At 71.5% G+C, this 16461-nt stretch carries 15 protein-coding genes; 13 read left to right on the top strand and 2 right to left on the bottom strand.

Annotated features, from left to right (window positions below; genetic code table 11):
* Positions 1 to 82: 82 nt before the first annotated feature.
* Together ACFWVP_RS24335 and ACFWVP_RS24330 are read right to left on the bottom strand one after the other, a co-directional pair.
* A complete protein-coding gene (locus ACFWVP_RS24335) occupies positions 83 to 883 on the bottom strand; it encodes an alpha/beta fold hydrolase (RefSeq protein ID WP_384499659.1) in 801 nt (266 codons plus the stop codon).
* Between the two features lie 62 nt (positions 884 to 945).
* A complete protein-coding gene (locus tag ACFWVP_RS24330; protein WP_384499658.1) occupies positions 946 to 1281 on the bottom strand; it encodes a DUF427 domain-containing protein in 336 nt (111 codons plus the stop codon).
* 65 nt (positions 1282 to 1346) lie between these two features.
* Here ACFWVP_RS24330 and ACFWVP_RS24325 point away from each other — a divergent pair, with 65 nt between their 5' ends.
* The 13 genes from ACFWVP_RS24325 (at position 1347) to ACFWVP_RS24265 (ending at position 16452) form a co-directional block, all read left to right on the top strand.
* Entirely contained in the window at positions 1347 to 1886 is a 540-nt protein-coding gene (locus tag ACFWVP_RS24325) for a TIGR00730 family Rossman fold protein (protein ID WP_384499657.1), read from the top strand.
* Between the two features lie 125 nt (positions 1887 to 2011).
* Positions 2012 to 2704: an SDR family oxidoreductase gene (locus tag ACFWVP_RS24320; RefSeq protein WP_384499656.1), complete on the top strand. Its 693-nt coding sequence runs from the start codon at positions 2012 to 2014 to the stop codon at positions 2702 to 2704.
* A gap of 32 nt (positions 2705 to 2736) precedes the next feature.
* On the top strand, positions 2737 to 3762 hold the full coding sequence (locus ACFWVP_RS24315; protein ID WP_384499654.1) for a methionine synthase: 1026 nt from the start codon (positions 2737 to 2739) through the stop codon (positions 3760 to 3762).
* Positions 3763 to 3786: 24 nt separating this feature from the next.
* Positions 3787 to 5982, top strand: a complete 2196-nt coding sequence (gene ligA, locus ACFWVP_RS24310; protein ID WP_384499653.1) for an NAD-dependent DNA ligase LigA — start codon at positions 3787 to 3789, stop codon at positions 5980 to 5982.
* 305 nt (positions 5983 to 6287) lie between these two features.
* Complete coding sequence (locus ACFWVP_RS24305; RefSeq protein ID WP_384499652.1) at positions 6288 to 8441, top strand: putative bifunctional diguanylate cyclase/phosphodiesterase; 2154 nt, start codon at positions 6288 to 6290, stop codon at positions 8439 to 8441.
* A 175-nt stretch (positions 8442 to 8616) separates the two neighbouring features.
* Positions 8617 to 8913, top strand: a complete 297-nt coding sequence (gene gatC, locus ACFWVP_RS24300; protein ID WP_014048481.1) for an Asp-tRNA(Asn)/Glu-tRNA(Gln) amidotransferase subunit GatC — start codon at positions 8617 to 8619, stop codon at positions 8911 to 8913.
* 5 nt (positions 8914 to 8918) lie between these two features.
* On the top strand, positions 8919 to 10421 hold the full coding sequence (gatA, locus tag ACFWVP_RS24295) for an Asp-tRNA(Asn)/Glu-tRNA(Gln) amidotransferase subunit GatA (protein WP_384499650.1): 1503 nt from the start codon (positions 8919 to 8921) through the stop codon (positions 10419 to 10421).
* Positions 10418 to 10660, top strand: coding sequence for a hypothetical protein (locus ACFWVP_RS24290; RefSeq protein WP_384499648.1), 243 nt, complete (start codon positions 10418 to 10420; stop codon positions 10658 to 10660). Before gatA ends, ACFWVP_RS24290 begins: the two co-directional genes overlap by 4 nt.
* Positions 10661 to 10676: 16 nt before the next feature.
* The gene (gene gatB, locus ACFWVP_RS24285) at positions 10677 to 12185 is read left to right on the top strand and encodes an Asp-tRNA(Asn)/Glu-tRNA(Gln) amidotransferase subunit GatB (RefSeq protein ID WP_384499646.1); all 1509 of its coding nucleotides are present in this window, start codon (positions 10677 to 10679) and stop codon (positions 12183 to 12185) included.
* Between the two features lie 457 nt (positions 12186 to 12642).
* Positions 12643 to 14862: an MMPL family transporter gene (locus tag ACFWVP_RS24280; RefSeq protein WP_384499644.1), complete on the top strand. Its 2220-nt coding sequence runs from the start codon at positions 12643 to 12645 to the stop codon at positions 14860 to 14862.
* A gap of 17 nt (positions 14863 to 14879) precedes the next feature.
* On the top strand, positions 14880 to 15434 hold the full coding sequence (locus ACFWVP_RS24275) for a GNAT family N-acetyltransferase (RefSeq protein ID WP_384499642.1): 555 nt from the start codon (positions 14880 to 14882) through the stop codon (positions 15432 to 15434).
* Positions 15435 to 15486: 52 nt separating this feature from the next.
* Positions 15487 to 16113, top strand: a complete 627-nt coding sequence (locus tag ACFWVP_RS24270) for a hypothetical protein (protein WP_384499640.1) — start codon at positions 15487 to 15489, stop codon at positions 16111 to 16113.
* Positions 16114 to 16266: 153 nt separating this feature from the next.
* Entirely contained in the window at positions 16267 to 16452 is a 186-nt protein-coding gene (locus tag ACFWVP_RS24265; RefSeq protein ID WP_384499639.1) for a hypothetical protein, read from the top strand.
* Positions 16453 to 16461 lie beyond the last annotated feature (9 nt).

Genomic DNA, 16461 nt, shown 5'->3' with positions numbered 1-16461 from the left:
GGCGACGACCCGGCCCGGCGGCACACGGCTCACAGGCCCCGGTCAGGACCCTCGTCCGGACCGGGGCGCGACCGTGGTGCCCCTACGACGCCCGGTGCGCGAACACGTCCCGGGCGAAGAAGTCCACCAGGACCGGGGCGATCGCCTGCGGCGCCAGCTCCCGGGTCTGGCCCGTCAGGGTGCGGTGTCGCGCGCGGGGGAGCGCGGCGGCGAGGGCGTGGGTCATCCGGCGCATCGGGGCGGGACTGAAGCCACCGCTCACCACCAGTGCGCGGGCCGTTACGGAAGCGAACCGCTCGGCCGGGACCGCGCCGTCGCCCAGCAGCGCGTCGTCGTACGCCAGGGTGTGCGCCAGCGCCTTCAGACCTGCCCACAGCGCGGCGTGGCGCATCCGGGCGATCGTCGCCTCGGGGACGCCGGTCCGGGCCAGGTACAGGGCGACGGCCCCGTCGCGGTCACCGATGGACAGCATCCGGTGCAGCCGGGCCGTGCAGCGGGACTTGTGGAGCAGGCCGGCGGGCCCCGGGGTGTACGGCGGCTCGTAGACGGCCAGCAGGTCCACCGGCAGCCCGGCCGCCTGCGCCTCCAGGGCCAGCGCCCCGCCCGACAGCATGCCGAACAGGGACACCCGCTCACCCGCCCGCCCGGCCACCGCGGCCAGGTCCTCGACCTCCCGGCGGACCGTGTACGGCCCGCCGTCGCCACTGGCGCCGCGTCCCCGGCGGTCGTACGTGACGACCGTGAAGTGCGGTGCCAGCAGAGCGGCCAGCGGTTCCTCGGTCGCCGCGGTGCTCAGTGCCCCGCCGACAAGGACCACCGGCGGCCCGTCGCCCCGCACGCGGTACGCGATCGACGTGCCGTCACGGGAGAGAATCGTGTCCATGCGAGGGTGGACCGTGCCGCCGTGCGGAACTCATCGCACCGGCACGAGAAACTTTCTGACGGTCAGTCGGAGACCACTTCCGTGGCGTAGAAGCAGAAGTGGTCCTTGATCGCGGCGACCTGCTCCTTCGGCTCCGGATAGGCCCAGACGAGATCCGCGGCACCCGGCAGCGACCAGTACGACGCGTCCCCCTTGAACGGACAGTGCGTACGGGTGTCCGAAGGAGTCAGCAGATCGGTGCGGACGTCCTCGGGCGGCAGGTAGTAGCGGACGGGACAGCCCGTCTCGCGCAGCACGAGCGGGCGGTGGCTCTCGGCGAGCACCGAGCCGTCCCGGACCGCGCGGACGTGCACGGCGGCGGGCTCGACGGTGATGGTGTGTCCTGCGAGGGAAGTCATATGTCTCTCAGCCGCCCGGGAAGCCGGTTTCTTCCCGGGTCGGAGGCCGGTCGTACGGTGTCCCCATGAACATCTGCGTCTTCCTCTCCGCCGCCGACCTCGACGACCGCTACACCGTGCCCGCCCGGGAATTCGCCGAACTGCTGGGCCGGGGCGGGCACACCCTGGTCTGGGGCGGATCGGAGAGCGGGCTGATGAAGGTCGTCGCAGACGGGGTGCGGGCGTCCGGCGGGCGGCTCGTGGGTGTGTCGGTGGAATTCCTCGCGGCGAAGGCCAGGACCGACGCCGACGAGATGGTGATCGCCAAGGACCTGGCCGAGCGCAAGGCGCTGCTCCTGGAGAAGGCCGACGCCGTCGTCATCATGGTCGGCGGCACGGGAACGCTCGACGAGGCCACGGAGATCCTGGAACTGAAGAAGCACGGCAAGCACACCAAGCCCGTCGTCCTGCTGAACACGGCCGGCTTCTACGACGGCCTGCGCCAGCAGTTCCAGCGCATGGAGGACGAGGGCTTCCTGCCGCTGCCCCTCACCGACCTGGTCTTCTTCGCCAAGGACGGCGTCGGGGCGCTCGCCTACCTGGAGGAGTCGGCCGGCCTGCTGTGACATCCCGTGCCGGACCGGCCGGACCGCGATGACGCCCGGAGCAACCCCGGTGACGCCCGGAGCGGCCGGCGGTGAGACCCGGAGCGGGCGACGGTGACGCGCCGCCGGGATGACAGCATGAGGGCATGCCTACTCATCTCATCACCGGCGCCGGTTCCGGCATCGGAGCGGCCGTCGCCCGCCGCCTCCTGGAGCGCGGCGACGAACTCGTGCTGCTCGCCCGGGACGCGGGACGCGCCAAAGAACTGGCCGCGCTCCACCCCGGGGCGCGCACGCTCGTCGGCGACCTCGGCAACCCCGACCGGCTCTCCTGGGCGTTCGGGCAGCAGCCGATGCCCGAACGCCTCGACTCGCTGCTGCACATCGCGGGCGTCGTCGAGCTCGGCCGGATCGGCGACCTCACCCCCAAGGCCTGGCACTTCCAGCTCAACGCCAACCTGATCGCCCCCGCCGAACTGACCCGTCTGCTGCTGCCGCAGCTGCGCGTCTCGCACGGCCACGTCGTCTTCGTGAACTCGGGCGCCGGACTCGAAGCGCACGCCGAGTGGGGCGCGTACGCCGCGAGCAAGCACGGCCTGAAGGCCCTCGCCGACTCGCTGCGCCACGAGGAGCACGGGAACGGGGTGCGGGTCACCTCCGTCTTCCCCGGGCGCACCGCCAGCCCCATGCAGGCCAAGGTCCACCAGCAGGAGGGCAAGGAGTACGACCCGTCCCGCTGGATCGAGCCCGAGTCGGTGGCCACCACGATCCTGCTGGCGATCGACCTGCCGCGCGACGCCGAGATCAACAACCTGACGGTCCGCCCCGGCCACCGATGAACCGGGGCCCGTACGGCCCGTAGGCTCTCCACGTGAGCGAGAAGAGCAAGTTCAGCGAGTGTGCCGCCACCGGGGTCGGATCCATGCCGGGCGGCGACGCGCGGGAGGCCGCCAGGACCGTCGCCGGATCCTTCGCCGACGGGCAGGGCATGCCACACCTGGCGGAGCTGCCCGCGCGCGGCCCCGGCGCGGACATGACCGGGCGGACCATCGGACTGCTCGTCGAGATGTACGGTCACGTCGAGCCCAGCGGGTGGCGGATCAGCGACCGCCCCGGCCGCGACACCCGGCGCGCCCGCTCCTGGCTCGGCGAGGACCTCGACGCCCTGGAGGAGTACACCCAGGGCTACGAAGGGCTGCTCAAGATCCAGGCCGTCGGCCCCTGGACCCTCGCCGCGGGCCTGGAACTGCGCGGCGGCGAGGCGATGCTCGCGGACCCGGGCGCCTGCCGTGACCTGGCCGGATCGCTGGCGGAGGGGCTGCGCGGCCACCTCGCGGAGGTCCGGCGCCGGGTGCCCGGCGCCGAGGTCGTCCTCCAGCTCGACGAGCCCTCCCTGACCGCCGTGCTGCTCGGCCGGGTCAGGTCGGCGAGCGGATACCGCACCTACAGTGCCGTGGACCGCCAGGTCGTCGAGGACGCCCTCCGTGAACTCCTCGCGGTGAACGCCGAGGGGCCGACGGCGATCCACTCGTGCGCCCCCGAAGTGCCCTTCGCGCTGCTGCGCCGCGCCGGAGCCGACGCCGTCTCGTTCGACTTCTCCCTCCTCACCGAGCGTGAGGAGGAGGCGATCGGGGAAGCCGTCGAATCCGGCACCCAGCTCTTCCTCGGCGTGATTCCCGGAGTCGACGCGGCCTCGACCGCATTGTCGGACCCTGGCGGTAGCGTCATGGGTGTCAGGACGTTGTGGAGCAGGCTGGGGTTCAATCCGGGGACTCTCACCGAGTCCGTCGTGATCACCCCGTCCTGCGGGCTGGCGGGGGCGTCGCCCGCGTACGCGCGCGCGGCGCTCGCCCACTGCGCCCGGGCCGCGAGGTCGCTCGCAGACAACCCTGAGTAACGGGTCAACGGGAGGAACGGGACGATGGCCGGCGAACAGCAGGCACAGCAGCCGACGGGTGTGCCGACCCAGGCGCGGGAGCAGCACGCGCTCCTCGCCGAGCAGATCGAGGAACACCGCTTCCGGTACTACGTGAAGGACCAGCCCGTCGTCAGCGACGCCGAGTTCGACCGGCTGATGCGTGAGCTGGAGGCCGTCGAGGACACGTACCCCCAGCTGCGCACGCCGGACTCGCCGACCCAGAAGGTCGCGGGGCCCTACACCACGGAGTTCACGTCCGTCGAACACCGCGAGCGCATGCTCTCCCTGGACAACGCCTTCGACGACGAGGAGCTGGCCGCCTGGGCCGAGCGCGTCGCCAGGGACGTGGGCACGCCCGGGCACCACTTCCTGTGCGAGCTCAAGGTGGACGGCCTCGCGGTCAACCTCACGTACGAGCACGGCAGGCTGACCCGGGCCGCGACCCGCGGCGACGGGCGCACCGGCGAGGACATCACACCCAACGTCCGTACGATCGCGGAGATCCCGCACCGGCTGACGGGCGACCGGATCCCCGCGCTCGTCGAGATCCGCGGCGAGGTCTTCTTCCCGATGGAGGCCTTCGAGGAGCTCAACGCCCGGCTGGTGGAGGCCGACGACAAGCCCTTCGCCAACCCGCGCAACGCGGCGGCCGGTTCGCTGCGCCAGAAGGACCCCAAGGTCACCGCCACCCGCCCGCTCCACATGGTCGTGCACGGCATCGGTGCCCGTGAGGGCTTCGGCATCGACCGCCTTTCGCAGGCCTACGAGCTGCTGCATGAGTGGGGCCTGCCGACCGCCCGGCACAACAGGGTGGTCGACTCCCTCGACGGCGTACGGGAGTTCATCGCGTACTTCGGCGAGCACCGCCACTCCGTGGAGCACGAGATCGACGGGGTCGTCGTCAAGCTCGACGAGATCCCGCTCCAGGGCCGCCTCGGCTCCACCTCGCGCGCACCGCGCTGGGCGATCGCCTGGAAGTACGCGCCGGAGGAGGTCAACACCAAGCTGGTCAACATCCGGGTCGGCGTCGGACGCACCGGCAGGGTCACGCCGTACGCCCAGGTCGAGCCCGTCGAGGTGGCGGGCTCCGAGGTCGAGTTCGCCACCCTGCACAACCAGAACGTGGTGAAGGCCAAGGGCGTCCTCATCGGCGACACGGTGGTGCTCCGCAAGGCGGGCGACGTCATCCCGGAGATCCTCGGACCGGTCGTCGACCTGCGCGACGGCAGCGAGCGGGAGTTCGTCATGCCGTCCGAGTGCCCCGAGTGCCGTACGGGCCTGCGGCCCATGAAGGAGGGCGACATCGACCTCCGCTGCCCCAACGCGCGCTCCTGCCCGGCCCAGTTGCGGGAAAGGCTGGCCTATCTCGCGGGCCGCAAGTGCCTGGACATCGACCACTTCGGCTATGTCGCCGCCGCCGCCCTGACCAAGCCGCTGGAGCCCGTCGAGCCGCCCCTGCGGGACGAGGGCGACCTCTTCGGCCTGACGGTGGAGCAGCTGCTGCCGATCCGCGCCTATGTCCTGGACCCCGACAGCGGGCTCCCCAGGCGTGACCCGAAGACCGGCGAGGAGAAGATCGCGACGGTCTTCGCCAACCAGCAGGGCGAACCGAGGAAGAACGCCCTGGGCATGCTGGAGGGCATCGCGGCGGCCCGGCAGGCCCCGCTGGCCCGGATCCTCACCGGGCTCTCGATCCGCCATGTGGGCCCCGTGGCCGCCGAGGAGCTGGCCCGGCAGTTCCGCTCCATCGACCGGATCGACGAGGCGTCCGAGGAGGAGCTGGCCGCCGCGGACGGGGTCGGCCCGATCATCGCGGCGTCCGTCAAGCAGTGGTTCGCCGAGGACTGGCACCGCGAGATCCTGCGCAAGTGGCGGGAGGCCGGGGTCCGGACGGAGGACGAGGGCGCAGGCGAGGAGGAGGGCCCGCGGCCCCTCGAAGGCCTCACCGTCGTGGTCACCGGCACGCTGGCGACGCACACCAGGGATGGCGCGAAAGACGCGCTCCAGAGCCGGGGCGCGAAGGTGACCGGTTCCGTCTCGAAGAAGACCTCCTTCGTGGTGGTCGGCGAGAACCCGGGTTCGAAGTACGACAAGGCGATGCAGCTGAAGGTGCCCGTCCTGGACGAGGACGGCTTCGCCGTGCTCCTCGCCCAAGGGCCGGACGCGGCACGTGAGGCCGCTGTGCCCGCCGATGCGTGATCGAGGCGCGATCGAGACGCTGCCGGGGAATGGCCGTGGGCGACGGGGGAAGAAAGCGGACGTGAGGGGAGCGAGAGGTCCGGTCCGGCCGGCCGGAACCACCCGTTCGGCGCATATCAGAGGGTGAAGGGTCCGAGGTCCGCATTCGGGCAAGAGCTGTAGAGCGCTGCCCGTACGGGCCCTCGGCGGCCTACTGTTGAAGGTGCACCTGCCGTGCCCGGCCGCGTGGTGGGAATCGGGTCGTGGTGGCATGGGAGCGGGGGCCACCATGGGACATCGGCACCGCCGGCTGTGAGAGGGACGGAATGGAACCGACCGAGAGCGCCGCACCGGTGTCGCGGCTGCAAGGTTTCGCGGGCCTCACTTCGAACGTGGGGGCCGTCGTCGTGGCGGTCGCCGCCGTCCAGCTCGCGACCGGCTCCTACCGGACGGTCCGCGACGGACACGCACTCTTCCCGGACGGCACCGCGGGCTGGTCGCTCGCCCTGCTCACCGGAATCATCGTCGGCCACCTGGTGGCCCTCGGGCGCGACCGCTGGTGGGGCGGCACCGGTTCCGGTGCCGCCCTCACGCTCGCCGTGCTGCTGCTCTACGGCTGGGTGCCCGCCGGCCTGGTCAGCCTCGTCGTCGTGGTGCTCGTCGGCACGGCCAGGCGGCACCGCTGGAGGCAGGGGCTGCTGCACGGCGCCGTGGACATACTCGGCATAGGGGCCGCCGCACTCGTCCTGTCCGCCTTCGGGAACGTACCGACCGTCGAGACACCCTGGCGGCCCCTCCACTGGGGCATCGACGCCGTACCGGAAGTCCTGCTCGCCGCGTCCACGTACCTCCTCGTCACCCGGGTGCTGCTGTGGTGCGCACGGGCCTCGCAGAGCGGCGGACTGCCGACGATCGCCCGCACCGCGCTCCTGCGCCAGGGGCTCGTCGCGGTCGCCCTGCTCGGCATCGCCCCACTGATCTGTGTCGTCGCCTCGGCCGTGCCCGTGCTGCTGCCGCTCTTCGCGATCCCGCTGATCGCCCTCGACTCCACGCTCTGGATCGCCCGCGCACGGGCCGAGGAGCAGCTGCGGGACCCGCTGACGGGACTGCCCAACCGCCAGTGGCTGCTGGAGAGGACGTGGACGGCGCTGGAGGAGGCCGGGAGCACCGGCACCCGATCAGCCCTCGTCCTGATCGACCTCGACCGGTTCCGCGCCGTCAACGACACCCTCGGCCACCTGGCGGGGGACCGGCTGCTGCTCCAGATAGCGGACCGGCTGCGCCTCGCCCTGCCGCGCGGAGCGGAGGTCGCACGGCTGGGCGGAGACGAGTTCGCCGTACTGCTGCCGACCGCCGACTCCATCACCAGCGCCCAGCGCGTCGCCCGCCACCTGGTCGCCGAGCTGTCCTCGCCCCTCGACCTCGACGGGCTCACGCTGGTGCTGGAGGCGAGCGCCGGGGTAGCGGTCCACCCCGAACACGCGCTGGACGCCGAAGGGCTGCTCAGGCGCGCGGACGTGGCCATGTACCAGGCCAAGCGGGACCGTACGGGCGTCGAGGTGTACGAGTCGAAGCGCGACAGCAACACCCCGGACCGGCTCGGTCTGCTGGGCGACCTCCGGCGTGCCCTGGACGCGCGGGAGGTGGAGCTCCACTACCAGCCGAAGGTCCGCTTCGACGGCCAGGTCGCCGGCCTCGAAGCGCTCGTACGCTGGGTGCATCCCGAGCGGGGGCGGGTCCCCCCGGACGAGTTCATCGCGATCGCGGAGTCCTCCGGCCTGATGCCGCACCTCACCGAGTACGTGCTGGAGACGGCGCTGGCCCAGGTGGCCCGGTGGCGTGCGCAGGGACTGTTCGTCCCCGTCGCCGTCAACGTCTCGCCGCGTGACGTCCACACCCCCGGCTTCGCGGGCAGTGTCGCGGCCAGGCTGGCCCGGCACGGTGTCCCGGCCGGGGCGCTGCAACTGGAGATAACCGAGCACGTCCTGCTGGAGGACCCGCAGCGGGCCGCCGACACCCTGGCCGGACTGACCGGGCACGGCGTGAAGATGTCCCTCGACGACTTCGGCACGGGCTACTCCTCGCTGGTCCACCTGCGCAAGCTGCCCGTCAGCGAACTCAAGATCGACCGCTCGTTCGTGGCCCGGCTGGCCGTCGACAACGAGGACGCGGAGATCGTCCGCTGCACCATCGACCTGGCCCACTCGCTCGGCCTGCTGGTCGTCGCCGAGGGCGTCGAGGACGACGAGACCTGGGAGCGGCTGCGGGACCTGCGCTGCGACGCGGTCCAAGGGTGGCTCGTAGCCGCCGCGATGCCGCCGCAGGAGACGACGGCCTGGTTGCGGGCGCGCGGCGAACACGGCTGGAGGCGGCCGGCGGAGCTGGCGGCCGCTGCCGCCGCTGCCGCCGCGAAGGTGGCGCCCGAGCTGGAACCCAGGCCCGCGGGACGCGCGCTGAATCCCGGTCCGGCCACGGCCTGACGGGCCGGTGGGAGCGCCAGGGCGACCTGGTGGCCGATTTGTCCTCAATCGTCGGGCGGGCCCGACCGGGCCGGACCGGGATTGTGAGGCGGTGGGTGGGGAAGCAGGCGGGGCAGCGGGTGGCGACCCCATAGGATTGGGCCAAAACCACACACCAACCCCTGAGGATCGCTGCATGCCTGGCATCACGCGCGAGGAGGTCGCCCACCTCGCCCGGCTGGCGCGTCTGGAGCTGAAGGGCGAAGAGCTCGAGCACTTCGCCGGTCAGCTCGACGACATCATCGGCGCGGTCGCCCGCGTCTCCGAGGTCGCCGACCAAGACGTACCGCCGACCTCCCACCCGCTGCCGCTGACGAACGTCATGCGCGCGGACGAGGTCCGTCCGTCGCTCACCCCCGCGCAGGCGCTCTCCGGCGCCCCGGCCCAGGAGCAGCAGCGTTTCAAGGTGCCGCAGATCCTGGGGGAGGACTAGAAGTCATGACGGACATCAGCACCATCATCAAGCTCACCGCGGCCGAGATCGCCGCGAAGGTCGCCTCCGGCGAGCTGACGGCCGTCGAGGTCACCGAGGCCCACCTGGCCCGGATCGACGCCGTCGACGAGAAGGTCCACGCCTTCCTGCACATCGACCGTGAGGGCGCGCTCGCGCAGGCCCGCGCCGTCGACGCCAAGCGTGAGGCGGGCGAGAAGCTCGGCCCGCTGGCCGGCGTGCCGCTCGCGCTCAAGGACATCTTCACCACCCAGGACATGCCGACCACCGTCGGTTCCAAGATCCTGGAGGGCTGGATCCCGCCGTACGACGCGACCCTCACCAAGAAGCTGAAGGCCGCCGACGTCGTCATCCTCGGCAAGACCAACATGGACGAGTTCGCCATGGGGTCCTCCACCGAGAACAGCGCCTACGGCCCGACCGGCAACCCCTGGGACCTCACCCGGATCCCCGGCGGTTCCGGCGGTGGCTCCGCCGCCGCGCTGGCCTCCTTCGAGGCGCCGCTGGCCATCGGCACGGACACCGGCGGCTCCATCCGCCAGCCCGCCGCCGTCACCGGCACCGTCGGCGTCAAGCCCACCTACGGCGGTGTGTCCCGCTACGGCATGGTCGCCTTCTCCTCCTCCCTCGACCAGGGCGGGCCCTGCGCCCGTACGGTCCTGGACGCGGCGCTGCTGCACGAGGCCATCGCCGGGCACGACCCGCTCGACTCGACGTCCATCGACGCCCCGGTCCCGCCGGTCGTCGAGGCCGCGCGCAACGGCTCCGTCCAGGGCATGCGCGTCGGTGTCGTCAAGCAGTTCGCGGGCGAGGGCTACCAGGCCGGTGTCGTCCAGCGCTTCAACGAGTCGGTCGAGCTGCTGAGGTCGCTCGGCGCCACGGTCGTCGAGCTGGACTGCCCGTCCTTCGACCTCGCGCTGTCGGCGTACTACCTGATCGCGCCGTCCGAGTGCTCCTCGAACCTGGCCCGCTTCGACGCCATGCGCTACGGCCTGCGGGTCGGCGACGACGGCACGCGGTCCGCCGAGGACGTAACCGCCCTCACCCGTGAGGCCGGCTTCGGCGACGAGGTCAAGCGCCGCATCATCCTCGGTACGTACGCGCTCAGCTCCGGCTACTACGACGCGTACTACGGCTCGGCCCAGAAGGTCCGCACCCTCATCACCCAGGACTTCGAGAAGGCGTTCGAGCAGGTGGACGTCATCGTCTCGCCGACGACGCCCACCACCGCCTTCCCGATCGGCGAGCGTGCCGACGACCCGATGGCGATGTACCTCGCGGACCTCTGCACCATCCCGACCAACCTCGCCGGCAACTCCGCCATGTCGCTGCCCTGCGGCCTGGCTCCGGAGGACGGCCTGCCGGTCGGGCTGCAGATCATCGCCCCCGCCATGAAGGACGACCGGCTGTACAAGGTCGGAGCAGCCATCGAGGCCGCTTTCGTGGAAAAGTGGGGGCACCCGCTGCTTGAGGAGGCTCCGTCACTATGAGCGCAATGGCTAAGAAGGCCAAGAACTTCAAGAAGTCCAAGTCCGGCGTGTACGTGTCCCTGGGCACCACCGCCTTCGGCGCGCTCAGCGTCTTCAAGCAGGCGAAGATGGCCCGCCAGGACAAGGACACGCTGCGGCTGATCGACGCCGCCGTATCCGCCGCCGCGATCGTGACCGGACTCGCGATCCTCTACCGCGAGCTCAAGCGTCTCGGCGACGACGACGTCCTGCTGGGCTGAGAGGGAAAGTTTCATCGTGACTGTCATCGACCTGGAGTCGTACGAGGACGCCCTCGCGACGTACGACCCCGTCATGGGCCTCGAGGTCCATGTGGAACTCGGCACCAGGACCAAGATGTTCTGCGGGTGCTCCACCGAGCTCAAGCAGGACGCCAACTCGCAGACCTGCCCGGTCTGCCTCGGACTGCCGGGCGCGCTCCCGGTCGTCAACGAGATCGGCGTCGAGTCCGCCATCAAGATCGGGCTCGCGCTGAACTGCGAGATCGCCGAGTGGTGCCGCTTCGCCCGGAAGAACTACTTCTATCCGGACATGCCGAAGAACTTCCAGACCTCCCAGTACGACGAGCCGATCGCCTTCGACGGCTATCTGGACGTCCAGCTGGAGGACGGCGAGATCTTCCGCGTGCAGATCGAGCGCGCCCACATGGAGGAGGACACCGGCAAGTCGACGCACGTCGGCGGTGCCACCGGCCGTATCCACGGCGCCTCCCACTCGCTGCTCGACTACAACCGTGCGGGCATCCCGCTCATCGAGATCGTCACCAAGCCGATCGAGGGGGCCGGCGCACGCGCCCCCGAGGTCGCCAAGGCGTACGTCGCCGAGCTCCGCGAGCTCATCAAGGCGCTCGGTGTCTCGGAAGCCCGGATGGAAATGGGCCAGATGCGCTGCGACGTGAACCTGTCGCTGCGCCCGCACGGCCGCGAGAAGTTCGGCACGCGCTCCGAGACGAAGAACGTGAACTCGCTGCGTTCCGTCGAGCGCGCGGCCCGCTTCGAGATCCAGCGCCACGCCGCGGTGCTGAACTCCGGCGGGACGATCGTGCAGGAGACCCGGCACTTCCACGAGGAGGACGGCTCCACCACGGCCGGCCGCATCAAGGACAACGCCGAGGACTACCGCTACTTCCCGGAGCCGGACCTCGTGCCCGTCGCCCCGGCCCGTGACTGGGTCGAGGAGCTCCGCAAGGGCCTCCCCGAGCTGCCGCGGCTGCGCCGTGCGCGGCTCAAGGAGGAGTGGGGGGTCTCGGAGCACGACATGCAGTCCATCCTCAACGCGGGCGCGGTCGACCTGATCGTCGCCACGACGGAGGCCGGCGCTCCTGGGGACCAGGCCCGCAAGTGGTGGATGGGCGAGCTCGCCCGTAACGCCAACGAGACCGGCCGCGGACTCGACGAGCTGGGTGTCACCCCCGCGCAGGTCGCCCGGGTGGCCGAGCTCGTCGCCTCGGGCGACCTCAACGACAAGCTGGCCCGGCAGGTCCTAGAGGGTGTCCTCGCGGGCGAGGGCGACCCGGACACCGTCGTCGAGAAGCGCGGCCTGAAGGTCGTCTCGGACGAGGGCGCGCTGGGCACGGCCGTCGACGAGGCGATCGCCTCCAACGCGGCCATCGCCGACAAGATCCGTGGCGGCAAGGTCGCCGCGGCGGGCGCGCTGGTCGGTGCGGTCATGAAGGCCACCCGCGGCCAGGCGGACGCGGCACGCGTGCGCGAGCTGATCCTGGAGAAGCTCGGCGTCGAGGGCTGATTCCGGGACTGCCCGGTTGCCGGACGGCCGAGGCCTTCCGGCGGAGATGTGCGAACGAAGGGCGGTGCCCCCGGACCCCGGGGGCACCGCCCTTCGTCAGCCGCACCGGCTTCCGCGTGACGCACCGGCTTCCGTGTGATGTTCGGGCCTCCTCCGTGTGAGGCAACGGGACTCCGTGCGAGGCACGCCTTTCGTCAGCCGCACCGCCCTTCGCGTGACGCGCCGGCCTCCGTGTGAGACGCTGGCGCACCGTCCTCCGGGTGCGACGCGCCCTCCGTGTGACGCACCGCCCTCCGTGTGGCAGTTGTGCCTTCCGTCAAGTCCTGTGACCATGGCCACGAAACGGGCAAATGATCACGATTGGCTGACAGAGTGAGCCATCTCAGGTCATGAGACTTTTGCGGGATGTTCCCCTTATCTCCCGACACGGGTCCACGAACCCTCAGGAGCACCTCCGTTGGCCGCCATCGCACGCTGGTGTCTCAGGCACCGCCTCGCCGCCGTCCTCATCTGGCTGCTCGCCCTCGGCGGCGCCGCCACCGCGGCGGGTTTCGCGGGTTCCGCGTACTCCAACGACTACGAGGTGCCCGGCACCGAGTCGGGACGTGCGGGTGAGCTTCTCCAGGGGGGGTTCACGGACCTCGGCGGTGACACCGACACCGTGGTCTGGCACACCGAGGGCCCCACCGTCCGCGCCACCGACGTCGAACGCACGATGACCCGGACACTGGAGGCCGTCGAGGCCCTGCCCGGCGTCGGGGACGTCACCAGCCCCTACGACCCGGCCGGCAGCGGCCGGATCAGCGCGGACAGCCGCACCGCGTACGCCACGATCACCTTCGACCACCGGGCCGACGAGATCCCGAAGGAACAGGCGCAAGCCGTCGTCGACACCGCTAAGGCGGCCGGGAGCGACGGGCTCCAGGTCGAGCTCGGCGGCACCGCCGTAGCCCTGACCGAAGCACCGGCCCTGCACCTCAGCGAGGCCGTCGGGGTCGTCGTCGCCGCCCTGGTCCTCTTCCTCGCGTTCGGCTCGCTCGCCGCGAGCCTGCTGCCCGTCGCCACCGCCCTCGTCTCCGTCGGGACGGCGTACGCGGGCATCGTGCTGCTCGGCCACGTCATGACAGTCGCCGACTTCGCACCGATGCTGGGCATGCTGATCGGCCTCGGCGTCGGCATCGACTACGCGCTGTTCATCGTCACCCGGCACCGCACAGGACTGCGCCGCGGTCTGTCCGTCACCGAGGCCGCGCAGAACGCCGTCGTGACCACCGGGCGCGCCGTCGTCTTCGCCGGAGCCACCGTCTGCGTCGCCCTGCTGGGCATGCTGGTCCTGCGGCTCGGCTTCCTCAACGGTGTCGCGATCGCCGCCTCCCTCACCGTGGTGCTGACCGTCGCCGCCTCCGTGACCCTGCTGCCGGCCCTGCTCTCCTTCATCGGCATGCGGGCGCTGAGCCGGCGCGAGCGCAGGCGGCTCGCCGAACACGGGCCGTCGCCCGAGCGGCTCACCGGCTTCGCCGCCCGCTGGTCCGGGTTCGTCGAACGGCACCCCAAGCTGCTCGGCGCGGTCGCCGCCGCAGTCATGGCCGTCCTCGCCCTGCCGGCCCTCGGTCTGCACCTGGGCACCTCCGACCAGGGCAACAACCCCGCCACGGCGACCACCCGGCAGGCGTACGACCTGCTGGCCGACGGTTTCGGTCCCGGTGTCAACGGGCCGCTGACGATCGCCGCCCACCTCGACGGGGCCGACGACCGGCTGGCCCTGGACGGTCTGCCCGGAGTGCTCCGGACCACCGACGGCATCTCCTCCGTGAGCCCGGTGACGTACAACAACAGCGGCGACACGGCGTTCGTGACCGTCGTCCCCGAGTCCGCGCCGCAGTCGCAGCGGACCAGCGAACTCGTCGACCGGCTGCGCGACGACGTACTGCCGCCGCTCCAGGAGCACACGTCCCTCCAGGTCCACGTGGGCGGGGTGACAGCGAGCTACGACGACTTCGCCGAGATCATCATCGGTAAGCTCCCGCTCTTCGTCGGGGTCGTCATCGGCCTCGGCTGCCTGCTCCTGCTGCTGGCCTTCCGTTCCCTGGCGATCCCGCTGAAGGCCGCCGTGATGAACGTGGCCGCCGTCGCCGCCTCGTTCGGGGTCGTCGTCGCGGTCTTCCAGTGGGGCTGGGGCAGCGAGCTGCTGGGACTCGGCAGCGCGGGCCCGATCGAGCCCTTCCTCCCGGTGATCATGGTGTCCGTCCTCTTCGGGCTCTCGATGGACTACCAGGTCTTCCTGGTCGGCCGGATGTACGAGGAGTGGCTGGAGACCGGGGACAACCGCAGATCCGTCCGGGTCGGCCTCGCCGAGACCGGCAGGGTGATCAACTCCGCGGCCGTCATCATGATCTCCGTCTTCCTCGCCTTCGTACTCAGCGGAGACCGCGTCATCGCCATGTTCGGTATCGCGCTGGCCGCCGCCGTCGCACTCGACGCCTTCGTCCTGCGCACCCTGCTGGTACCCGCCCTGATGCACCTGCTCGGCGGCGCGAACTGGTGGCTGCCCGCCCGGCTGGACCGCCTGCTCCCACGTATCAGCATCGAGCCGCCCGACCGCGCCGTGCCGCATGCGAAGATCCCCGGGGAGCGCGCCGACGACCAGGACCGGCTCGTCGCGCAGCGCACCCACTGAGACGAGGAGACGTACCTATGTTCGCGGTGTCCCTGGGCGACGACGGGGCGCAGCTGCGCCCGCTCGAACCCTGGCAGGCGGAGGAGTTCCTGGCGCACATGGACCGGGCGCGCGGCCTCGTCGACCCCTGGGTCCCGTTCGCCGCGGCTGCGAAGGACATCGATTCCGCGCGGTCACTGCTCCAGCGGTACGCGGACAAGCAGGCGGCCGACACCGGTCGGCTCTACGGAATCTGGCTGGACGGCACACTCGTCGGCGGCGTCATGTTGCGGATCTTCGAGGCGGGGACCGGTAACTGCGAGATCGGCTGCTGGCTGGAGCCCGCGGGGGAGGGCCGTGGGCTGGTGAACCGGGCGTCGCGCAAGCTGATCGACTGGGCCGTCGACGTGCGGGGGATGCACCGGGTGGAGTGGGTCGCCTCCGCCGCCAACACCCGCAGCGTCGCGGCGGCCGAGCGTCTCGGGATGACGCGCGACGGCGTACTGCGCGAGTCCTATCTCTACCGGGGAGTGCGGCACGACCAGGAGATCTGGTCGGTACTGGCCTCCGAATGGCGTGCCGGGCGGGGCTGAGGGGTACGGCGCGTTAAGAAGGTTCTCATCCGGGCCCCCTAGCGTGCGGCGCATGAAGACCACCCCCTCCAAGACCACCTCCGCCGTCGACGACGACCGCGAGGAGCCGTCGGCAGCGGACGAGAGCACCGTCGCGGACCTGACGAAGACGGAGCCCGACGCCGCCGCACCCGACAACACCGCCGACAACACCGCCGACGATGCCGTAGGGCATGCGGACGCGGAGGACGACGACGACCTGGAGACCGACCCCTACGCCGAGGCGGAAGCCGCGGCGTCCGCCGGGGTCGGTGGTGGAGCGGCGGCCGTCGTCGCCGCCGCGCTCGGTGTCATCTCCCTCTCGGGCAGCTGGACCGGCCGGGTCGCCGCCGAGCGCGAGACCCTGATCGGCCAGATCAAGACCTCGGGCGGCGGCAGCGCCGCCCAGCAGATCTCCGAGATCTACGCCGACGCCTGGCACACCACCGCCCTCGTCGGCGGACTGTTCGCACTCCTCGCCCTGCTGGTCGGCGCCTTCGTCCTGGTCCGCCCCGCCTTCGGTCCCCCCGCCGCGAACCCGCAGCCGGGCTGGATCCGCTCCGTGGCCCTCGCGGGCGTCGCGCTCGGCGTGCTCGGCGTGCTCGTCTCCGTAGGGATGTACTTCGACCTCATCGTCGGTCTGCCCGTCGCCGCCGGATAGCGCGGCCGTTCCCTAAGGCATCCACGACCGGGGTCTAAGGCCCCCGCGCCGCGGAGATGCGGCAGCCGCCCGATGTGGTGGCAACCCCTGGCGGACGAGAGTGGGGGCACGGCGAAGAGCCCGTGCCCCCACTTCCGTCACCAGGGAGAAAAGATGTACGAGTACGAGATGCACCGCCTCGGCGCCACCGAGCTGATCCGGCTGGCGGACGAACAGCGCACCGTCCGCCAGGCCGTCCTCGCCCGGCGGGCCGCCCGCCGCTCGGCCCCCCGTGCCGGACGGGACGACACCGAAGGGCGGGTGAGCGGCGACCCGGACCGGTTCGCGCACGCCGCGTAACGATGGACG

The sequence above is a fragment of the Streptomyces sp. NPDC058637 genome (genome assembly GCF_042717325.1).
Classification (GTDB): Bacteria; Actinomycetota; Actinomycetes; order Streptomycetales; family Streptomycetaceae; genus Streptomyces.
The sequence above is the reverse complement of the archived record's forward strand: the minus strand, read 5'-3'. Positions and strand labels throughout refer to the sequence as shown.